Here is a 19,135-nt window from a genome sequence, read left to right on the forward strand (position 1 = left end):
TTCGGTCAGGGGGAGTTAACGATGTTGAAGGGGAAAGTTATTATTCTTGGTATTACCGGCGGAATTGCAGCTTATAAAGGGGCTGCGCTGTGTAGTAAGCTAACGCAAAAGGGAGCCGAGGTTCATGTTATTATGACGGCATCCGCGAAGGAGTTTATTACTGAGCTTACGCTTCAGTCGCTCTCTCGTAATCCGGTATACAGTGACACGTTTGATGAAAGAGAACCGTCCGTCGTATCCCATATTCATTTGGCGGACAAAGCGGATCTGGTGTTGGTTGCTCCTGCAACCGCGAATATCATCGGTAAAATGGCGCATGGGCTTGCCGATGATATGCTGTCCACAACGTTACTGGCTACGACAGCACCTATAATGGTAGCACCTGCTATGAACGTGCATATGTACACTCATCCCGCAGTAATGCAAAACATGGAGACGCTCGTATCCCGCGGTGTCATGATGATTGAGCCGGGTGAAGGATTGCTGGCTTGTGGTTATGTTGGCAAAGGGCGGCTGGAAGAGCCTGAAACCATCGTACAAACGGTAGAACGATATTTTGAACAGCAAGAGCAGGAAAGTAAGGGCGTCACCAACAAGCCGGAGCCACGTTGGTTTGGCGGAGAAGCTGTGGATTCGGGTGGACTATCGCAAGGCTCGCTGCTGAATGGCGATGAACGGCTGCTGTCAGGCAAAAAAGTGATTGTAACTGCTGGGGGCACGATCGAGAGGATTGATCCGGTACGTTATATAACGAATGATTCTTCCGGTAAAATGGGCTTTGCCATCGCAAAAGTGGCTCAGGAGTTGGGTGCCGATGTGCACTTGATTGCTGCAAATACAAGCGCAGAGCCTCCTGTGGGCATTTCGATTGAAAGAGTTCAGTCCGCTGACGACATGTATAGCGCTGTGCTCAGACAGTGGGAAGATAGCGATTTGGTCGTGATGGCTGCTGCGGTTGCAGACTATCGACCGCGTGAGGCGGCACAGACCAAGATCAAAAAGAAAGATAGTACATTTACGCTGGAGTTAGTGAAGAATGTCGATATTCTGGAATCACTCGGACGGAGCAAGAAACATCAATTTTTAATCGGCTTTGCTGCGGAAACCGGGAATCTGGAGACGTATGCCATGGATAAGCTGGAACGGAAAAATTGTGACCTTCTCGCAGCTAACGATGTAACTGCTGATGGAGCAGGCTTTGGCGTCGATACGAATGCTGTACAAATTTACGACCGCGGCGGGATGGTAGAACGTATTCCTGTGCAGTCGAAGGAAGAAGTAGCGCGTAAGCTGCTTGCGATAGCGGCTGGACGTATGGGCGGGGTGTTGCATTAATGGAAATGGGCAATTTAGTTGCCAAGGTTATTGTAGATGTGCCCGCCAAGGATACGGATCGTACTTTCGATTATCTGATCCCGGAGTCGATGCGGCCATGGATTGAGCCGGGTAGCCGGGTTGCAGTGCCGTTCGGCAAACGGACGGTGCAGGCTTTTGTCATCTCGGTAGTACCTGCTGAGGAGCCGCCGAAATATCGGATGAGGGCGATACAGGAGCTGCTGGATTTGGTGCCGCCCTTGTCTCCGGATCTGGTAGAACTGGGGAAATGGATGAGCGAACGCTATGCCTGCAATCAGATTATGGCGCTGCAAGTGATGATTCCTACAGCGTTAAAGGGCAAGGCCGAACGTTATATTTCTATCGCTGAGCAGCATGAGTTCACAGATCATTCGCCTGCTGCTGACGTTTTGAATTACGGTTCAGAAGCGGGTACACGTCGAACCATGCGGCCGGATATGAGGGGAGAACCCGAATGGGCTCTCCTTACCGATGATGGCATGAGCGACCCGTCTGAACGCCAGATTGTCAGCTTTATTCAGGAGAAGGAGCAAGTCCCGCTTCAGCAGCTAAGCCGCCGTTTCCCCGAAGAAGCGGAGGTTATTAAATCGCTGTTGCGCAGGGGGGTGCTTCAGGAGAGTCAGGTTATTAAAGACAAGCTTGGCAAGAAGACCATGAAAGCCGTGGATTTGGCTATCAGCATAGAAGTGGCATCAGCGGTGTTGGAACAGTTTTCGGCCAAAGCGCAGCGTCAGCGGGAGGTACTTGCTTTTTTGCTGGAACGTAGCGAGTTTCTGCCTCTGCCGCTGAAGGAAGTCATGACCTCGCTTAGTGTATCAGCCGCAACGGTCAAGGCGCTGGAGGATAAGGGCTATGTGGTGCTTGAGGATGTAGAGGTGTTCCGCGATCCTTATCGGGGTAGAAACTTCAAACCTACGCAGCCATTGCCGCTCACCGAAGAGCAGCAATACGTGTATGAACGGATCATTCGGCAGTTGGATACGCGCGAGCAAGGAGCTTATTTGCTCCATGGAGTTACGGGCAGTGGTAAGACGGAAATTTATTTACAGACGATTCAGCGCTGTATCGAGCAGAATCGTCAGGCGATTGTACTGGTTCCGGAAATATCGTTAACACCACAAATGGTAGAGCGCTTTAAAGGTCGCTTTGGCGATCAGGTGGCGGTGATGCACAGCAGACTGTCCGGGGGCGAACGTTACGACGAGTGGCGCAAAATACGCGAGGGTCGTGTGAAGGTGGCGATTGGCGCCCGCTCGGCTGTATTTGCGCCTTTTCGTGAACTGGGTCTTATTATTATGGATGAGGAACATGAAACCTCCTATAAGCAGGAAGAGACACCCAAATACCATGCGCGCGACGTGGCCGTACGCAGAGCCCATCAGCATGGGGCTGTGGTTATTCTCGGCTCAGCTACGCCGTCGCTGGAAAGCTATTATGCAGCCCGCTCGCAAAGCAATGACGAGTTTGCGCCGCTGCTGCTTGAGATGCCGACTCGCGCACTAGGGAACTCATTACCCGAGGTGCATATCATGGATATGCGCGAGGAACTGCGCGCTGGCAACCGTTCCATGTTCAGTCGCGCATTGCATAACGGAATCGCAGAGCGGCTGGAGCGTAAGGAACAGACAGTATTGCTGCTGAATCGGCGCGGACATTCCACGTTCGTCATGTGCCGTAGCTGCGGCTATGTGGCGGGTTGCCCGCATTGCGATATTTCGCTCACATATCATCAGCGTTCGAATAATTTACGTTGCCATTACTGCGGCTATTCCGAGCCCGTGCCTCAGGTCTGCCCGGAATGCGGTAGTGAGCATATTCGCTACTTCGGCACAGGTACTCAGCGAGTGGAAGAGGAACTGGCAAAGCTGTTTCCCGGTATACGTGTCGTGCGGATGGACGTCGATACAACGACGGAGAAAAATGCCCATGAAAAGCTGCTCAAGCAATTTCGTGATAAAAAAGCGGATGTACTGCTCGGCACCCAAATGGTTGCCAAAGGACTGGATTTTCCCGATGTGACGCTGGTAGGTGTCATTACTGCGGATTCGGCGCTTAATTTACCGGATTTTCGGGCTGCGGAAAAGACATTTCAGTTGTTAACACAAGTAGCCGGACGCGCCGGGAGGCATCAATTGCCTGGGGAAGTGTTCGTGCAAACCTATACGCCGGAGCATTATTCGGTTATTCACGCGAGTCGGCACGACTACGGTTCTTTTGTCAGGGAAGAGCTAAAACACCGCCGTAATCTGCATTATCCACCGTATTGCCGACTCATTTTGGTGACTTTTTCTCATGAACAGCTCCCGGTACTGGTTCGATTGGCTGAGAACTATTCAGCCACTCTACAGGGGAGGGCAAGACAAAGGGGCTGGTTGGGCAATATGGATCGGCTTACATCCGATGTGCTTGACATTTTGGGGCCTGTAGCTTCACCGATTTCGAGAATCAAGAATAGATACCGATTTCAATGTATGATAAAATGGCGTGGAAATATAGATGCGATTGGTCTGGCTCAGCAGGTGGCTGATGAAATGGCGGAATCCGCACAGGCCCAAAAGCTGCTGATCAGTCTGGATGTCGATCCGCAAATGCTTATGTAGCGTATGCGTAAAAGTTTTCGGCACAGTTAATGCGGACAAGCCGTCCGTACATAGGATAATGTAGCAGTCGCGCTTGTTGTGAATACGACGAAGCTTAAATGAAGGATAAAGAGGAAGGTGTTCTATTGTCATGTCAATTAGAATTATAGTGTTGGAACCGGATGATGTGTTGCACAAAGTAGCAAAGGAAGTTACTAAAATCACACCTAACGTGCAAAAGCTGCTCGACGATATGGCAGATACCATGTATGAAGCGGAGGGAGTGGGTCTTGCTGCTCCGCAGGTAGGTATTTTGAAGCGACTAATCGTTGTGGATGCTGGAGATGAGCACGGTTTAATTAAAATGATTAATCCTGAAATTGTGTCCGAAGAAGGCGAGCAATTTGGTGCGGAGGGCTGTTTGAGCATTCCTGGCTTAAATGGTGATGTGCGTCGTGCCGAGAAGGTTACTGTCAAAGGGCTGGATCGCGATGGTAAGGCGATTACAGTGACAGCGACCGGATTGCTTTCTCGTGCTTTTCAACATGAAATTGACCATTTGAACGGAGTTTTGTTCACGGATATTGCGGAAAAAGTATATGAGGTTGCTCCGGAACAGCCGGGACCGAACCATCAGACGGGAGAGTGAGGTTCGATGAGCCAAGACATTCGTATCGTCTTTATGGGCACGCCGGATTTCGCTGTGCCTTCGTTGAACATGCTGCTGGACAATGGCTACAACGTAGTCGGTGTCATTACGCAGCCGGATAAGCCGCAGGGACGAAAAAAAATATTGACGTCTACGCCAGTCAAGGAAGCAGCGGAGAAGCGTGGGTTGCCCGTGCTTCAACCGATCCGCTTACGCCAGCCGGAAGCGGTGGCTCAGGTGGCGGAGCTGCGTCCTGATCTGATCGTGACAGCGGCCTATGGGCAGATTTTGCCTAAATCCGTATTGGACTTGCCCCGTTTCGGCTGCCTGAATGTGCATGGTTCGCTGCTTCCCCGTTATCGGGGAGGGGCGCCAATTCAGCGTGCCATTATTAACGGCGAAACCGTTACGGGCGTGACACTGATGTATATGGCGGAAGGACTGGATACCGGCGATATGATATCGCGGGTTGAGGTTGCTATTGAACCGGAGGATACATCCGGTACGATTTTTGAGAAGCTGAGCATAGCTGGTTCGAAGCTTTTACAGGATGAGCTGCCCAAGCTGCTGGCAGGGAAATCGGGTCGTACACCGCAAAACGATGATGAGGCAACCTATGCCCCGAACCTGAACCGCGACGATGAGCGTATTCCTTGGAATGATAGTGCGCAGCAAATATACAACCGGATTCGCGGGCTGGTCCCGTTTTCCGGTGCATTTACGCTGTGGGAAGAAAATGTTTTTAAAATATGGGCGGCTGAGCATCCTTCCATCCTTAGTGATGCAGATGGTGCAAATGCTCCGGCACCCGGGACAGTTCTGCAATTGACTGCCCGTGGCATTGAAGTACAGACGGGCAATGGTACCCTATGGCTGACACAGGTGCAGCCGGCAGGCAAGAAGGTTATGGAAGCCGGGAACTTTGCGCGTGGCGGCCAGATGAAGCCGGGCACGGTGCTCGGGTGAGCGGCGGTCACTCCCGTCAGGGAGGCCAAGGCAGGGAGGCTGGTGCCAGAGCAGGCAAGACTCGTAACCAGACGGCTAGGGAAGTTGCACTGGACGTACTGACAGGGGTTGAGCAGGAGGGTGCATACAGTAACCTTGAGCTGAACCGCCGACTTCAACAGGCAGGTTTGTCCGCGAGTGACGCTGGCTTGGCGACGGAACTTGTATACGGTACAGTTGCACGCCGGAATACGCTGGATTATTTTTTGAACAAGTTTGTTCAGAAAGGAACGGCCAAGCTTCAGGCTTGGGTACGTTCGTTGCTGCGAATGAGTGTGTACCAGATCGTATATCTGGATCGTATCCCGGATCATGCAGTCGTTAGTGAAGCAGTTACCATTGCCAAGCGGCGTGGACACCAAGGGATTTCGGGTATGGTCAACGGCGTGCTGCGCAGTATGCTGCGTGAGCCGGACAAGCTTCGCATTCCTGACGGGCTGTCAGCCGAGGAACGGATTGCATTGGAGCATTCCCATCCACAGTGGCTGGTTAAGCGCTGGATCAAGCAATACGGTGTGGATATTGCGGAAGCCATCTGCCGCGCTAATAATGAGCCACCTGCGGTCAGCGTGCGGGTGAACACGACAATGGCCAGTCGTGATCAACTCTTGAACGAGATGATTGCGAAAGGGGTGGATGCTGTTCCATCGGCGGTTAGCCCTTACGGAATTGTCGTTCGCAGCGGCGGAAATATGGCGCTCACTTCCTGGTATACAGACGGTTTGCTGTCCGTGCAGGACGAAAGCTCCATGCTCGTCGCCGAGGCGGTTGCGCCTGAGCCGGATATGCTGGTACTGGATTGCTGCGCTGCTCCGGGCGGCAAAACAGCTCATATGGCTGAGTTAATGAAGGATCAGGGCCGGATTATCGCCAACGATCTGCATGCTCACAAACATCGGCTAATCCAGGAACAGGTAGATCGGCTAGGGCTGGATGCCGTGGAAACGGTCACCGGGGACGCACTTGAGTTGAAAACTCGTTATGCTCCGGCGTCATTTGACCGCGTCTTGCTCGACGCGCCATGCTCCGGTTTTGGAGTGATCCGCCGCAAGCCTGATTTGCGCTGGAGTAAAACTCCACAGGATGTCCGCGACATCACGCAGCTCCAGCATGAGCTACTGGACAGCGTAGCTGAGCTTTTGAAGCCGGGCGGTATTCTGGTGTACAGTACATGCACAATTGAACCGGATGAAAATGAGGGACAAATCACTCGCTTTTTAAGTGAGCATCCCGAGTATGAGCTGGCAGAAGGACATTCCTTCCCAGACGTAGCTGACGGCATGGACCATGCTCAGCCAGGCTCGGTACAGCTGTTGCCGCAGCATTTTCACAGCGACGGATTTTATATCGCGCGTCTGCGTCGGGTGAAGTAGTTCGTAAGAATCCCGCAGGCAGCCAACCACCAACATTTCCACATTCCGCCGGATATCATCCGGCGGTTTTTGCATTGGGACGAAAAATTTTTACCCTCTCAGGGATTTGTGCTAAAATAGGAAGAATGAAAAACACTGTCTGTGAGAATTAAACAGAACTTAATGAAGAAGGAACGGGTGCAAACATTGATGAAACCTTTTATATATGATTTAACTCTGGAGGAGTTGCAGGACTGGGCCAAGCGCAATGGTGAGCCTGCTTTTCGCGGAGGACAAATTTTTGATTGGCTGTATGTGAAGCGGGTCAATGATTTCAGTGAGATGACGAATTTGTCCAAGTCGCTGAGAGAGAAGCTTGAGGACCAGTTCAGCTTTGTGACGCTTCATGAAATTACAAAGCTGGAGTCGAAGGACGGTACGGTAAAATTCCTGTTTGGTCTGCATGATGATCATGCTATCGAGACAGTTATTATGAGACACAATTACGGAAACAGTATTTGTGTAACGACTCAAGTGGGCTGCCGAATCGGCTGCACATTCTGCGCTTCGACGCTTGGGGGACTCAAACGTAACCTGACCGCCGGTGAAATTACCGCGCAGGTCGTTCAGGCACAGAAAATTTTGGATAAGACGAATGAGCGTGTGAGCAGCATCGTGATTATGGGCTCGGGTGAGCCTTTTGAAAATTATGAAGCGACCATGACATTTTTACGTACGATGATTCATGAAAAGGGTCTGAATATTGGTCAGCGTCACATCACGGTATCGACCAGTGGTATCGTGCCGAATATTTACAAATTCGCGGACGAGGATACCCAGATTAATCTGGCAATATCCATTCATGCGCCTAATGATGCGCTTCGTTCGAAGCTGATGCCTGTAAACCGGCGTTATCCTTTTCAGGATGTTATGGAATCGCTTCGTTACTATCTTGCTAAAACAGGCCGGAGAATTTCGTTTGAATATGCCTTGATTGGCGGAGTGAATGATCAGGCGGAACATGCCGAAGAACTGGCGGACGTGCTGAAGGACATGCTGTGCCACGTCAACCTGATTCCGGTTAACCATGTGCCTGAGCGCAAGTATGTGCGCACATCGCGCAGCGATATTTTCAATTTCCAGCGCATTCTTGCCGAGAAAGGCGTCAATGTGACGATCCGGCGTGAACAGGGTCATGATATCGCCGCTGCGTGCGGCCAGTTGCGTGCAAAGCATATGGAGTTGGGGTGAGACCATTTGATCAAAACAGTTCATGTCAGCCACGTCGGACGTGTACGTTCGGTGAATGAGGATTCTGCCTGGATCAGGCACTTGGAGCAGGGATATATTCTGGGAATTGTTGCCGATGGCATGGGCGGGCATTTGGCCGGTGATACGGCCAGCCGCCTCGCGGTAGAAACACTTGCCGCTGATTTGGCGACGCTGGAAAGCGGGTTATCCGCGCACTCTTTGACAGCGGCGCTTAGCGACGCTATTTTGCATGCTAATGAAGTCATCTTCCAAACGGCTGCCCACGATGACAAGTATCATAATATGGGGACAACGGTTGTAGCCGTTTTGCTAAACGATGCCTCCGGGATTATCGGACATATCGGGGACAGCCGTGCCTATGTGATTTCTAACGGAGTGGTACGTCAAATTACGGAAGATCACACACTGGTCAATGAGTTATTCAAAAACGGTCAGATCAGCAAGGAAGAGCGGGAGAACCATCCCCGTCGCAATGTGTTAACACGGGCGCTGGGCACTGATTCCGAGGTGCAAGTGGATATTGACTCCATTTCTCTGGAAAAAGGCGATGTGCTGTTACTGTGCAGCGACGGGCTGAGTAATCTGGTGACGGAGGAGCAAATTAGTAAAGTAGTAGGTGCCGCCGAGAACCCTCTGGAGGAACGAGCGGATCGTCTGCTGCATCTGGCGCTGCTTGCCGGAGGCGACGACAACATCACGGTAGCTTTGTTTGAATTGCCCGATGACACAGTTTCATTGAGTGAAAAGGGGTGTGACGCATGATCGGGCACCTGCTTGGGGGAAGATACGAAATTATTGAGCGCATCGGCGGCGGCGGTATGGCGCTGGTGTACAAGGCTCAAGACATTCTGCTGAATCGTAATGTGGCGGTCAAGGTGCTGCGTCAGCAATTTGTCCATGATGATGAATTTATTCGCCGGTTTCGGCGTGAGGCACAGTCTGCGGCCTCGCTTTCCCATCCGAATGTGGTCAGTATTTATGATGTCGGCCAAGAGGATGAAATCCATTATATTGTAATGGAGTGCGTGGAAGGAAAAAATCTGAACGAAATTATTAAGGAACGTGCCCCGCTGCAAGTGGATGAAGCGGTACGGATTGCTTCTCAAATTTGTGATGCACTGGAGCACGCTCACCAAAATCAGATTATTCACCGGGACATTAAACCGCATAATATATTGATCGGGCGCAATGGACGGGTCAAGGTAACCGATTTTGGGATTGCCAGAGCTGTCACGTCAACGACGATTACCCAGACAGGCTCTGTGGTGGGCTCTGTCCATTACTTTTCACCCGAGCATGCGAAGGGAGTCGTCACCGGCGAGAAATCGGACTTATATTCTCTAGGGATTGTCTTATACCAAATGCTGACGGCGCAACTTCCTTTTCTGGGAGAAAGTCCGATCAGTGTAGCGCTCAAGCATCTGCAAGAGGAATTTGAGGAACCGCGCAAAATTAATCCACTGATTCCGCAAAGTGTGGAAAACGTCATTTTAAAATCCATGCGCAAAAATCCGGAGGAACGTTATCAATCTGCGGATGAAATGCTAAAAGACTTGGAGACATGCCTGTTGCCGGGACGCCGTAATGAATCCAAACTGGAATTTACACATTTGGATGACGAGGATCAAACGCGGGTTATTCCGGCTATTAAGCCTCAGCAAATGGGAATGTCCTCCAGTGGAGACGACGAGCCTGCCCAATCCGGCGATTCTGAAAAGCTTCAGAGCAAGCAAACGGCTAAAAAAAGTAAAAAGAAGCCGATCTTGTGGATAACGCTGGTGCTCGTGTTGCTTCTTTGCATGGGTGGCGTAGTGTACTATGTGCAAAATTTGCTCGTCGTCCCTGACGTTGTAGTGCCGAATGTGTTGACCAAGACCGAGGACCAGGCCAAGTTGTTGATCAGTCAGTCCGGGTTGACCGTTAAGGACCCAATTAAGCATGAATATAAGGACGGGGTTGCACCCGGAGTTGTTTTCTATCAGAGCTATCCACAGGAATCTGTGGTTAAGAAGGGAACAGAAATTGAACTGAAAGTCGGGGTTGCCAAGCCGCTGACTCCGATGCCGGATGTCAAAGGGCAGAGCTATGATGCTGCTGTCAAGCTGTTGACCTCCCAGCAGATCAAGGAGACACAGATTCAGCGGAATGAGCAGTTCAGTGATCAGGCGGTGGGAACCGTCCTAAGTCAGACACCAGCGGCGAATGAGTCCTTTGATAAAGATACGGTACAGGTGGTGCTGACGGTCAGCAAGGGGGCTGCTACCGTGAAAATGCCAAATCTGGTGGGCAAGACGCAGAAAGAAGCGGAAAATGAGGTCAAAAGTGCTGGATTGAAGGTTGGCTCGGTCAAAGAGGAATTCAGCTATGAGCAGGAAAAAGGCAAAGTAACCAAGCAGTGGCCGTCAGAGGCTGGCAGTGATTTGCCTCCAAATACGGAAATTACGTTTTATGTAAGCACTGGTTATCCTCCAGAAGCGATTACACTGCCATTTAATGTGCCAGTTGCGCCGAAGGAAGAGGGTAAAAACAGCAAGATTCGTATCACTTATACGGATGCACGTGGAGAAAACCAGGAATGGGGAAGCCGTACGATTAATACGACACAAGTGTTCACTATTAATCTGTTGCTGGCTCCGAACAAGGACAGTGTTGTCTCTGTATATAAAGATGGACAATTTGTCGATACGTATCCCGTTTCTTATATTGACGCGAAGAATGGAACGGTGACGATGCCTCAAATCGCTCCGCCTGCTGGAACTACACCCACGGATACGCCAGAAGGTACTTCTCCACAGAATGGCAGTGGAAGCGGCGAACAAGGGAATAGCGGGGATACTTCAAATGATAGTGGTAATAACGGGGGGGACTCGATCAATCAGGATGGCACCGAAGGTAATGGTGAACCGTCCGCTCTTGCCCCCCAAACGGGTTCTACAAGCGTAACAAGTGGTGAGTTTGCTGTTAAATACACAAACCATCCAGGTAAGGGAAAGGACCTCCACAAAAAAAAGGGTGAAGTCATTGAGGCTGTAAAGCATCAATAATCATGCCGGAGGTCAGTGCAATACCCGTTATTCGTTTTCACTATCCCTAAACACTTAAAGGAGGACGGCTTACACATGCCTGAAGGTCTGATCGTCAAGGCGCTCAGCGGATATTATTATGTCTCCAGTCTGGATCAGAATGGGCGGCCGGTATCCGGCGAAGCTACGGTGCAATGCAGAGCACGCGGAATATTTAAGAAAAAAGAGATTACGCCGCTTGTCGGCGACCGGGTCGTTTATGAACTGACTGAAAACGGGGAAGGTATGGTTAATGAGATTCGGAAGCGCACGACGGAGCTCATTCGCCCGCCAGTGGCTAACACTACGCTTGCTGTACTGTTGTTTTCCCTACGTGAGCCGGATTTAAATCTGCCGTTGCTGGACAAATTTTTGGTGCATATTGAGCACGCCGGGCTGGATACGATTATCTGTCTGACAAAGCGCGATTTGTATGAGGGCAGTCCTTCGGAGGATGAGACGGTTTTGGCTGTTCAGGAAATGTACCGGAAGATTGGTTATGAGGTGCTGGTGACCAGTGCTCGTACCGGGGAAGGTACGGCTGAGCTTAAGAAGCTGTTGGCTGGTCAAATCAGTGTGTTTTCCGGACAGTCAGGTGTAGGGAAGTCTTCTATGCTTAATGCGCTGGAACCCGGCCTAACGCTGGAGACGAGCGCCATTAGCAATAAGCTGGGGCGGGGACGGCATACGACTCGTCATGTAGAATTAATTCCACTCGACAATGGCGGTTTTGTAGCAGATACACCGGGTTTCAGCCAACTGGATTTCCTGGAGCTGGGTGTGGATGAGTTATCTCCATGTTTCCGTGAATTCCAGTCGTATGCAGAAGGATGCAAATTCCGGGGTTGTACCCATATTCACGAACCTGGCTGTAAAGTGAGAGAGGCCTTGGCAGAAGGACATATTTCGCAGGGCCGATATGATAACTATTTGCATTTCTATCAGGAGTTAAAAGAAAAAAAGCGGAGGTACTGAGCATATGTTAAAAATAGCACCGTCGATTTTATCCGCTGATTTTGCCCGTTTGGGCAGTGAAGTTGCGGAAGCTGAAGCAGGGGGAGCAGACTGGATTCATGTGGATGTCATGGATGGTCATTTTGTATCCAACATTACATTAGGGCCTCCTATTGTTCAGGCTATTCGTCCTCATACGAGCCTTCCTCTGGACGTTCATCTGATGATTGAGCATCCTGAACGTTACATTGGCGATTTTGTGAAGGCAGGAGCTAATATCGTCACTGTTCATGCCGAGGCTTGTGTTCATCTGCACGGGGTCATCCATTTGATCAAGCAGCAAGGTGCTCTTGCGGGTGTGGCCCTCAATCCGGGCACTTCTCCATATGCGATCAAGGAAGTGCTGCCCAATGTAGATATGATTCTGGTTATGACAGTTAACCCTGGATTTGGGGGTCAGTCTTTTATTCCGGAGACGTTGGATAAAATCAGACAGATTCGCACATGGTTGAATGAAATCGGCCGTCCGGATGTACATATTGAGGTAGACGGAGGCATTGCAGAGGAGACGGCACCAGCCGTATTTGAAGCAGGGGCTGATGTTCTGGTGGCTGGTAGTGCGGTATTCGGCAGAGCGGACCGCGGAGCGGCTATTGCGGCTATTCGGGACAGTGCAGCTCATCATTCGTCCAAGTGAAGCTGACCGAAGCGCTGTGGATGACGGTAGCGAGTATGGTGACAGGTGTGATCCTAAGTTGCTTCTCACTGGTGAAATCTCCTTGGAATGCCCTTCTTTCACTCGTTGCCGTTCTGATTGTGCTGTTTTATTTTCGTAAAAATGAACGGCGCGGTTTGCGTATCGGCTTTGTAATAAGCAGCGTGCTTTATTATATCCTATTTATTTTCATACTCTCAGCATATCTGTATGTTCGTGGACTTGTCTAATGGTATAGCATGGGATAGATGTGCATAAATATGGTTACATGAGCGGGATTCTCATGTAGCCTTTTTTTGTATGGCAACAACCCTTGACAGGTTGCATAAACTACAGAGAACGGATGCACGAGGATGATGGGGAGGGTGAAGCATGAAGTTTTATACAATCAAGCTACCAAGATTTCTGGGTGGATTCGTCAAAGCCATTCTGAATACATTCCAGAAAAGCTGAATTGCACGTAACGTACACACAGGATGCAAAATGAAGAGCAAGGTACACAGGGCATGCTTCCCGGGCACAGCGACAGACAGGTAGCTCGACAGCAAACGGCAGGAACGCGCGGGAAGATGCCTGACATTTTGACATCATGGACCAGATGGATGTAACATTTTGAATAACCAAAAAAGCACCCGTTTAAAACGAGGTGCCTTTTGTTTATAACGTTATTTTTTTGCGACTACACGCGAGTTACTTTACCGGCCTTCAATGCACGAGTGCTGACATAAACGCGTTTCGGTTTACCGTTAACGAGAATACGAACTTTCTGTACGTTGACGCCCCAAGTACGGCGATTACGGTTGTTAGCGTGAGATACGTGGTTACCGGTGCCAGGCTTTTTGCCTGTTACAGAACATTTACGAGACATGATTCCACCTCCTATTCTGAAAATAACCAAGTTCCGTATGGAACGGGTCGCTCTTCAGGCCGACTGGGTCAGTCGGACTTTGTAAGTCACTAACCTGAACAAAACAATACTTATATATAATATCATAGTCAAAAAAGCTCCGTCAACCGATTCAAAAACTTTATTTATTTCTATTACGCATTATAGTACAATATGGGATAGCTATTGCTGTGAATATTCTTGTAATAGTTGGAATGTGAATTCTTATTCCAGTCATGCCGGACAGATCAGAGGCGGAACCATATTTATCATTCCAGCCGATGTTTCAGTGTCGGGTGGTTGACTGGTTTTTCATATATAGACCTGTGGAAGGCCGACCAGGCCGTGGGTACGATAAGCTTACGAAAGTGTGACATTCGTATTCGTCGTCTGGCTTTAGTATAATTCAATTGAACCTGTCCGCACAGATGAACATGACGATGCGGAAGGTTGATGGCAAAACAAGTGTATTAAGCTAGGAAGGGGAATTCTCTTGAGTAATCGTTCTTTGAATGGAACAGATTTTACCGCAATGGTTTTAGCCGGGGCGGAACAATTACAGCAGCATGCGGAACACGTCAATTCACTTAATGTATTTCCGGTGCCGGACGGTGACACAGGAACTAACATGAATTTGACGATGAGCGCGGGCGTAACAGAATTAAAGAGGGGGGATTCTTCCTCCATCGGTGTCATGTCCGGCATATTATCCAAAGGTTTGCTGATGGGAGCCCGCGGCAATTCAGGGGTTATCCTGTCTCAGTTGTTCCGTGGCTTCAGCCGTTACGCTGCCCCATACGAGGAATTGAATACCCTTCAGTTCGCATCGGCATTGCAGAGCGGGGTGGATGCGGCCTACAAGGCGGTGGTTAAGCCGGTGGAGGGTACAATTCTTACCGTGGCGAAGGAAGCGGCCAAGCATGCTGTGTTTTTCTCACGCCGGACAAATGACATTACTGAACTGATGGAAGAAGTGCTTGCCAAAGCGAAGGAAACGCTTGCCATGACGCAGGACATGCTTCCGGTACTGAAGCAAGTAGGGGTTGTGGACTCGGGTGGACAAGGACTTGTGTATATTTATGAAGGGTTCATGCAGCATCTTGGAAGCGGTTTGGTGACAGCTCCAATTGTAAAAGGGGAGAATGTACGCACTGCTTATGCTCCTCATGTATCCGAGAGACCGACGGCGCAAGCGATTGCTCCTTCACCGGATGCACCGATTTCGGCGCAGGCGAAGCTTGAAACGGAAAATATTGAATTTTTATATGATATGGAATTTTTTATTAATCGACAATTGGGAGAAGCCCAAGGTACGGACTTTGATGAGGAAGCCTTCCGGTTAGCGTTATCTGTGGATGGAGACTCTATCATTGTTATTTCTGACGATGATGTTATTAAGGTTCATGTTCATTCCAAGGCTCCGGGCGAAGTGTTGAATCTGGCGCTATGTTACGGGGAAATTACACAGATCCGTATTCTGAATATGCGCGAGCAGCATCGTGATTTGTTGTCTGCGGGTATGGATGGCGCTCCTGAGCCTGAGTGGTTTGCTGAAATACCGGCAGAGCCTGCACGTGAGGAGGAGCCTTCTGAGCCACCGGCTCATGAGCTGGCACCCTATGGTTTCATAGCAGTGGCTTCAGGCGAAGGGATTGCTGATATTTTCAGAAGCTTAGGTGTGGATGTTGTCCTTTCCGGTGGTCAGACTATGAATCCGAGTACGGAAGACTTTGTTAATGCGGCTCGGTCGATTGCGGCGCAGCACATTTTTATCCTGCCGAATAATTCCAATATTATTCTGGCGGCAGAGCAGGCCCGTGAACTGCTGGAGATGGAGCGCTTGGTGTCGGTTATTCCGAGCAAAACGATTCCTCAGGGTATTGCTGCAGCATTCGCTTTTCAGGAGGAAGAAGCCTTTGAGGCCAATCAGGACAGCATGCGGGACGCGGCCAGCCGCGTGAAATCAGGGCAGGTAACCTATGCAGTACGGGATACGACGCTTGATGACCTGCACATTACGGCTGGCCATTATATCGGTATTCAGGATTCCAAAATTGTAGCGACTGAAGAACAATTAATCGCAACGGCTCGTCTTTTGCTGATCAAAATGTTGGTGAATGGCGATGAGATTGTTACGATTCTCACAGGTTCGGATGCGAAGCAAGAAGATACAGAGCAGCTCGTTGCATGGCTTGAAGAAAATTATTCGGATGCTGAAGTGGAAGTTCATGAAGGCGGTCAGCCGATTTATCCTTACCTGTTTTCGGTGGAAACTTGATGGGCTGTAGAGCGTCCATAGAAGCTCACCACAAAAGGAGGTCTAACCGATGAGTAACACCATCATTGTGACCGATAGCACGGCTGATATTCCACAGGAACTGGTAGACCGTCTCGGGATAGTCATTGTGCCGCTGACGGTGATGTTTGGAAACACGACTTACCTTGACGGCATTGAGATGTCTGCCGCGCAATTTTACAGCGAATTGGTACGGGCTGATGAGCTACCTACGACGTCACAGCCTTCACCAGCCCGCTTTTTGGAGACATTTACGACGCTGTTGGAGCAACATCCCGAGAGCCAGATCGTTTCCATCCATTTGTCTTCCGGCGTGAGTGGAACGTATCAGTCCGCTCTGCTGGGTAAATCCATGCTGGAGAAGCATGAAGACAGAATAACCGTGCTAGATTCCAAATTGGCCTCGTACGGATATGGTATGCTTGTGGTCTATGCGGCAGAGCTGGCGGCTTCCGGGCATTCCCCGGCTGATATCGTTCAAGCTTTAGAGCATCGTCAGGAACGTCTTTGCTTGTATTTTCTGGTGGATACGCTGGAATACTTGCAAAAAGGGGGGCGTATCGGCAAAGCAGCAGCCATGATTGGCACCCTGCTCAATATTAAGCCGATTCTCTCTATGGACAAGGAAGGTATCATTTATTCGGCAGACAAGGCAAGAGGACATAAAAAAGCGACAGCACGAATCATTGAATTGCTGGAGCGGGATTTAAAGGGCCAAAAAATTAATATTGCTGTAGGCCATACGGCAGACCGTTCGGCAGCAGAAGCGTTCGAGGCACAATTGGCAGAACACTTTGAGCTGGGAGATCGAATATATACGGAAGTTGGCGCCGTGATCGGAACCCATGTGGGACCGGGAACGATTGCCATTTTTGCATGGCCGGCCGGAGATGAGAGGTAATATGTTACAACTGGATCAAATACCTTTGAAACAAATACACGGCGTGAGTGCTCTCAAAGAAGGAGAGCTTCACGCTTTTGGCATTTCTAACGTGCAGGACATGCTGGAATACTATCCGTTCCGATATGAGGATTACCGTCTGCGTTCGCTGAGCGAAGTGAAGGACGGAGATAAAATTACGGTGCAGGCTAAAATTATGGGCATTCCGGTGCTTCAGCGTTACGGGCGCAAATCAAGGTTGACTTGTAAATTGATGGCCGAGGATTGGATGTTTACAGCGACATGGTTCAATCGTCATTTTTTGAAGGAGCAGCTAACGTCAGGCCGTGAAATTGTCGTGACTGGCAAATGGGATCTGAAGCGGATGCAGATGACCGTTTCGGATTCCGAGTTTCCCGATAAAGGAGTCGCTCGTTCGGGGACGCTTCAGCCTGTGTATTCCGTAGGCGGCAAGATTACGCAGACCTGGATGCGCAAGACGATGAACCAGACACTCCAGCAGTTTGGTGAAATGATTCCCGAAATTTTACCGGAGTCGCTTGTACGTAAATACAGTATAATGCCGCGTAAGCAGGCTATTGCAGGTATACACCAGCCTCAGGACAATCGAGAGGGACAAGAGGCCCGCCGCCGGATGGTGTATGAAGAGCTGTTTTTATTTCAGTTGAAAATGCAGGCATTCCGTGCGTTGAACCGCGGCCGGGCAGATGGGGTTGTACATACGGTGGATAATGCCACGGTTCGCGAATTTGTGAGGGCCTTGCCGTTTGAGCTGACGGATGCTCAGAAGAAAGTGGAGCTTGAAATACTGCATGACCTGCGTTCGCCTTATTGTATGAACCGTCTGCTTCAAGGGGATGTTGGGTCAGGTAAAACCGTTGTTGCCGCCATCGGTTTGTTTGCTACGGTGCGTTCCGGTTTTCAGGGGGCGCTGATGGTGCCAACGGAAATTTTGGCTGAACAGCATATGCGGTCGCTTCACAAGTTATTTGAACCGTTTGAGATTAGTGTGGGGTTGTTGACGGGCAGTACGACCGGGAAGAAGCGTAAGGAACTGCTGGCTTCGCTCCAGATGGGTCTGCTGGATATTGTGGTGGGCACGCATGCCCTTATTCAGGAAGATGTGTATTTTCGCCAGCTTGGGCTTGTTGTAACGGATGAGCAGCACAGATTTGGTGTCAATCAGCGTAGTATATTGCGTCGCAAGGGCTATAATCCCGACGTTCTTACGATGACGGCAACGCCGATTCCGCGTACGCTGGCGATCACCGCTTTTGGCGATATGGATGTCTCTACGTTGTCAGAGCGGCCAAAGGGACGTATTCCGATTTCTACGTATTGGGTAAAGCATGATCTGATGGATCGTGTGCTCGGATTTATTTCCCGTGAGGTGGATCAGGGACGGCAGGCTTATCTGATCTGCCCGTTGATTGAGGAGTCTGAGAAGCTGGATGTACAGAATGCCATCGATCTGCATATTCAAATGCAACAGGCTTTTCCACGTTACCGCGTCGGTCTGCTGCATGGGCGAATGACTCCTGCAGAAAAGGAAGAGGTTATGCGTTCCTTCTATGCCAATGAAATCCAGTTACTCATTTCAACGACAGTTGTAGAGGTGGGCGTAGACGTGCCGAATGCGACGCTAATGATCATTATGGATGCGGACCGCTTTGGCTTGTCCCAGTTGCATCAGCTGCGTGGACGTGTCGGACGGGGCGCACATGCCTCGTACTGTGTGCTGGTCGCTGATCCCAAGTCTGAGGTGGGCCAGGAGCGGATGAAGGTTATGACCGATACGGACGATGGTTTTGAGGTGGCTAGACGTGACTTGGATTTGAGGGGGCCGGGTGACTTTTTCGGTACCAAGCAAAGTGGGCTGCCCGAGTTTCGGTTAGCAGATATGGTAGCGGATTTTGAGGTGCTGGAGAAGGCCCGTGAAGATGCGACTGCTCTGATCGCGGACTCGTCCTTTTGGACATCTCCGCAGTATGAAGCATTGCGTGGCTATTTGCAAAAAGAGCAGATTTTCCAGGGTGATCTTATCGACTAATACACCTTGAATTATAAGGCTGTTTTTATAGTTTTAAACAGATAGGCACAATGGACAG

The 19,135-nt window shown here is 50.1% G+C and carries 17 protein-coding genes; 16 read left to right on the forward strand and 1 reads right to left on the reverse strand.

What is annotated here, in order from left to right; genetic code table 11:
• Positions 1–21 precede the first annotated feature (21 nt).
• The 13 genes from coaBC to E0698_RS27375 all read left to right on the forward strand — a co-directional run bounded on the left by coaBC (position 22) and on the right by E0698_RS27375 (position 13,552).
• On the forward strand, positions 22–1,335 hold the full coding sequence (gene coaBC, locus E0698_RS23365) for a bifunctional phosphopantothenoylcysteine decarboxylase/phosphopantothenate--cysteine ligase CoaBC (protein WP_192513057.1): 1,314 nt from the start codon (positions 22–24) through the stop codon (positions 1,333–1,335).
• Positions 1,335–3,956: a primosomal protein N' gene (gene priA, locus E0698_RS23370; RefSeq protein WP_192513058.1), complete on the forward strand. Its 2,622-nt coding sequence runs from the start codon at positions 1,335–1,337 to the stop codon at positions 3,954–3,956. The genes coaBC and priA overlap by 1 nt, the downstream gene beginning before the upstream one ends.
• A 130-nt stretch (positions 3,957–4,086) precedes the next feature.
• Positions 4,087–4,584 (forward strand): peptide deformylase, encoded by a 498-nt coding sequence (gene def, locus E0698_RS23375; RefSeq protein ID WP_134913636.1) that lies wholly within the window; start codon positions 4,087–4,089, stop codon positions 4,582–4,584.
• 6 nt (positions 4,585–4,590) lie between these two features.
• Positions 4,591–5,550 (forward strand): methionyl-tRNA formyltransferase, encoded by a 960-nt coding sequence (gene fmt / locus E0698_RS23380; RefSeq protein ID WP_192513059.1) that lies wholly within the window; start codon positions 4,591–4,593, stop codon positions 5,548–5,550.
• A complete protein-coding gene (gene rsmB / locus E0698_RS23385) occupies positions 5,547–6,962 on the forward strand; it encodes a 16S rRNA (cytosine(967)-C(5))-methyltransferase RsmB (RefSeq protein ID WP_192513075.1) in 1,416 nt (471 codons plus the stop codon). The genes fmt and rsmB overlap by 4 nt, the downstream gene beginning before the upstream one ends.
• Before the next feature lie 189 nt (positions 6,963–7,151).
• Positions 7,152–8,192, forward strand: a complete 1,041-nt coding sequence (gene rlmN / locus E0698_RS23390; RefSeq protein ID WP_025684218.1) for a 23S rRNA (adenine(2503)-C(2))-methyltransferase RlmN — start codon at positions 7,152–7,154, stop codon at positions 8,190–8,192.
• Between the two features lie 6 nt (positions 8,193–8,198).
• A complete protein-coding gene (locus E0698_RS23395) occupies positions 8,199–8,975 on the forward strand; it encodes a Stp1/IreP family PP2C-type Ser/Thr phosphatase (RefSeq protein WP_134913639.1) in 777 nt (258 codons plus the stop codon).
• A complete protein-coding gene (gene pknB / locus E0698_RS23400; RefSeq protein WP_192513060.1) occupies positions 8,972–11,257 on the forward strand; it encodes a Stk1 family PASTA domain-containing Ser/Thr kinase in 2,286 nt (761 codons plus the stop codon). Before E0698_RS23395 ends, pknB begins: the two co-directional genes overlap by 4 nt.
• A gap of 75 nt (positions 11,258–11,332) precedes the next feature.
• Entirely contained in the window at positions 11,333–12,250 is a 918-nt protein-coding gene (rsgA, locus tag E0698_RS23405; RefSeq protein ID WP_192513061.1) for a ribosome small subunit-dependent GTPase A, read from the forward strand.
• Between the two features lie 4 nt (positions 12,251–12,254).
• Positions 12,255–12,926, forward strand: coding sequence for a ribulose-phosphate 3-epimerase (rpe, locus tag E0698_RS23410; protein WP_134913646.1), 672 nt, complete (start codon positions 12,255–12,257; stop codon positions 12,924–12,926).
• Positions 12,923–13,174 carry a hypothetical protein gene (locus E0698_RS23415; RefSeq protein ID WP_134913648.1) on the forward strand — a complete coding sequence of 84 codons (252 nt, stop codon included), beginning with the start codon at positions 12,923–12,925 and terminating at the stop codon, positions 13,172–13,174. Before rpe ends, E0698_RS23415 begins: the two co-directional genes overlap by 4 nt.
• Before the next feature lie 142 nt (positions 13,175–13,316).
• A complete protein-coding gene (spoVM, locus tag E0698_RS23420; RefSeq protein ID WP_014282289.1) occupies positions 13,317–13,397 on the forward strand; it encodes a stage V sporulation protein SpoVM in 81 nt (26 codons plus the stop codon).
• A 23-nt stretch (positions 13,398–13,420) separates the two neighbouring features.
• On the forward strand, positions 13,421–13,552 hold the full coding sequence (locus E0698_RS27375; protein ID WP_262384577.1) for a hypothetical protein: 132 nt from the start codon (positions 13,421–13,423) through the stop codon (positions 13,550–13,552).
• Between the two features lie 71 nt (positions 13,553–13,623).
• Here the strand turns inward: E0698_RS27375 and rpmB are convergent, their stop codons facing one another.
• Positions 13,624–13,812: a 50S ribosomal protein L28 gene (gene rpmB / locus E0698_RS23425; protein ID WP_014282288.1), complete on the reverse strand. Its 189-nt coding sequence runs from the start codon at positions 13,810–13,812 to the stop codon at positions 13,624–13,626.
• 511 nt (positions 13,813–14,323) lie between these two features.
• On the opposite strand from rpmB, the gene E0698_RS23430 reads away from it, so the two are divergent.
• From E0698_RS23430 to recG, 3 genes are read left to right on the forward strand one after another with little or no spacing between them, the layout of a single operon-like run.
• A complete protein-coding gene (locus tag E0698_RS23430; RefSeq protein ID WP_192513062.1) occupies positions 14,324–16,108 on the forward strand; it encodes a DAK2 domain-containing protein in 1,785 nt (594 codons plus the stop codon).
• 49 nt (positions 16,109–16,157) lie between these two features.
• Positions 16,158–17,027: a DegV family protein gene (locus E0698_RS23435; RefSeq protein ID WP_134913651.1), complete on the forward strand. Its 870-nt coding sequence runs from the start codon at positions 16,158–16,160 to the stop codon at positions 17,025–17,027.
• A 1-nt stretch (position 17,028) separates the two neighbouring features.
• Entirely contained in the window at positions 17,029–19,077 is a 2,049-nt protein-coding gene (recG, locus tag E0698_RS23440) for an ATP-dependent DNA helicase RecG (protein WP_192513076.1), read from the forward strand.
• Positions 19,078–19,135 lie beyond the last annotated feature (58 nt).

Source organism: Paenibacillus sp. 23TSA30-6 (assembly GCF_014858585.1).
Taxonomy (GTDB): Bacteria; Bacillota; Bacilli; order Paenibacillales; family Paenibacillaceae; genus Paenibacillus.

Coding starts and splice junctions, on each gene's coding strand:
- recG (WP_192513076.1), top strand. CDS start 17,029: ATGTTACAACTGGATCAAATACCTTTGAAACAAATACACGGCGTGAGT.
- def (WP_134913636.1), top strand. CDS start 4,087: ATGTCAATTAGAATTATAGTGTTGGAACCGGATGATGTGTTGCACAAA.
- E0698_RS27375 (WP_262384577.1), top strand. CDS start 13,421: ATGCAAAATGAAGAGCAAGGTACACAGGGCATGCTTCCCGGGCACAGC.
- fmt (WP_192513059.1), top strand. CDS start 4,591: ATGAGCCAAGACATTCGTATCGTCTTTATGGGCACGCCGGATTTCGCT.
- rlmN (WP_025684218.1), top strand. CDS start 7,152: ATGAAACCTTTTATATATGATTTAACTCTGGAGGAGTTGCAGGACTGG.
- spoVM (WP_014282289.1), top strand. CDS start 13,317: ATGAAGTTTTATACAATCAAGCTACCAAGATTTCTGGGTGGATTCGTC.
- pknB (WP_192513060.1), top strand. CDS start 8,972: ATGATCGGGCACCTGCTTGGGGGAAGATACGAAATTATTGAGCGCATC.
- priA (WP_192513058.1), top strand. CDS start 1,335: ATGGAAATGGGCAATTTAGTTGCCAAGGTTATTGTAGATGTGCCCGCC.
- rsgA (WP_192513061.1), top strand. CDS start 11,333: ATGCCTGAAGGTCTGATCGTCAAGGCGCTCAGCGGATATTATTATGTC.
- rpe (WP_134913646.1), top strand. CDS start 12,255: ATGTTAAAAATAGCACCGTCGATTTTATCCGCTGATTTTGCCCGTTTG.
- E0698_RS23435 (WP_134913651.1), top strand. CDS start 16,158: ATGAGTAACACCATCATTGTGACCGATAGCACGGCTGATATTCCACAG.
- coaBC (WP_192513057.1), top strand. CDS start 22: ATGTTGAAGGGGAAAGTTATTATTCTTGGTATTACCGGCGGAATTGCA.
- rpmB (WP_014282288.1), bottom strand. CDS start 13,812: ATGTCTCGTAAATGTTCTGTAACAGGCAAAAAGCCTGGCACCGGTAAC.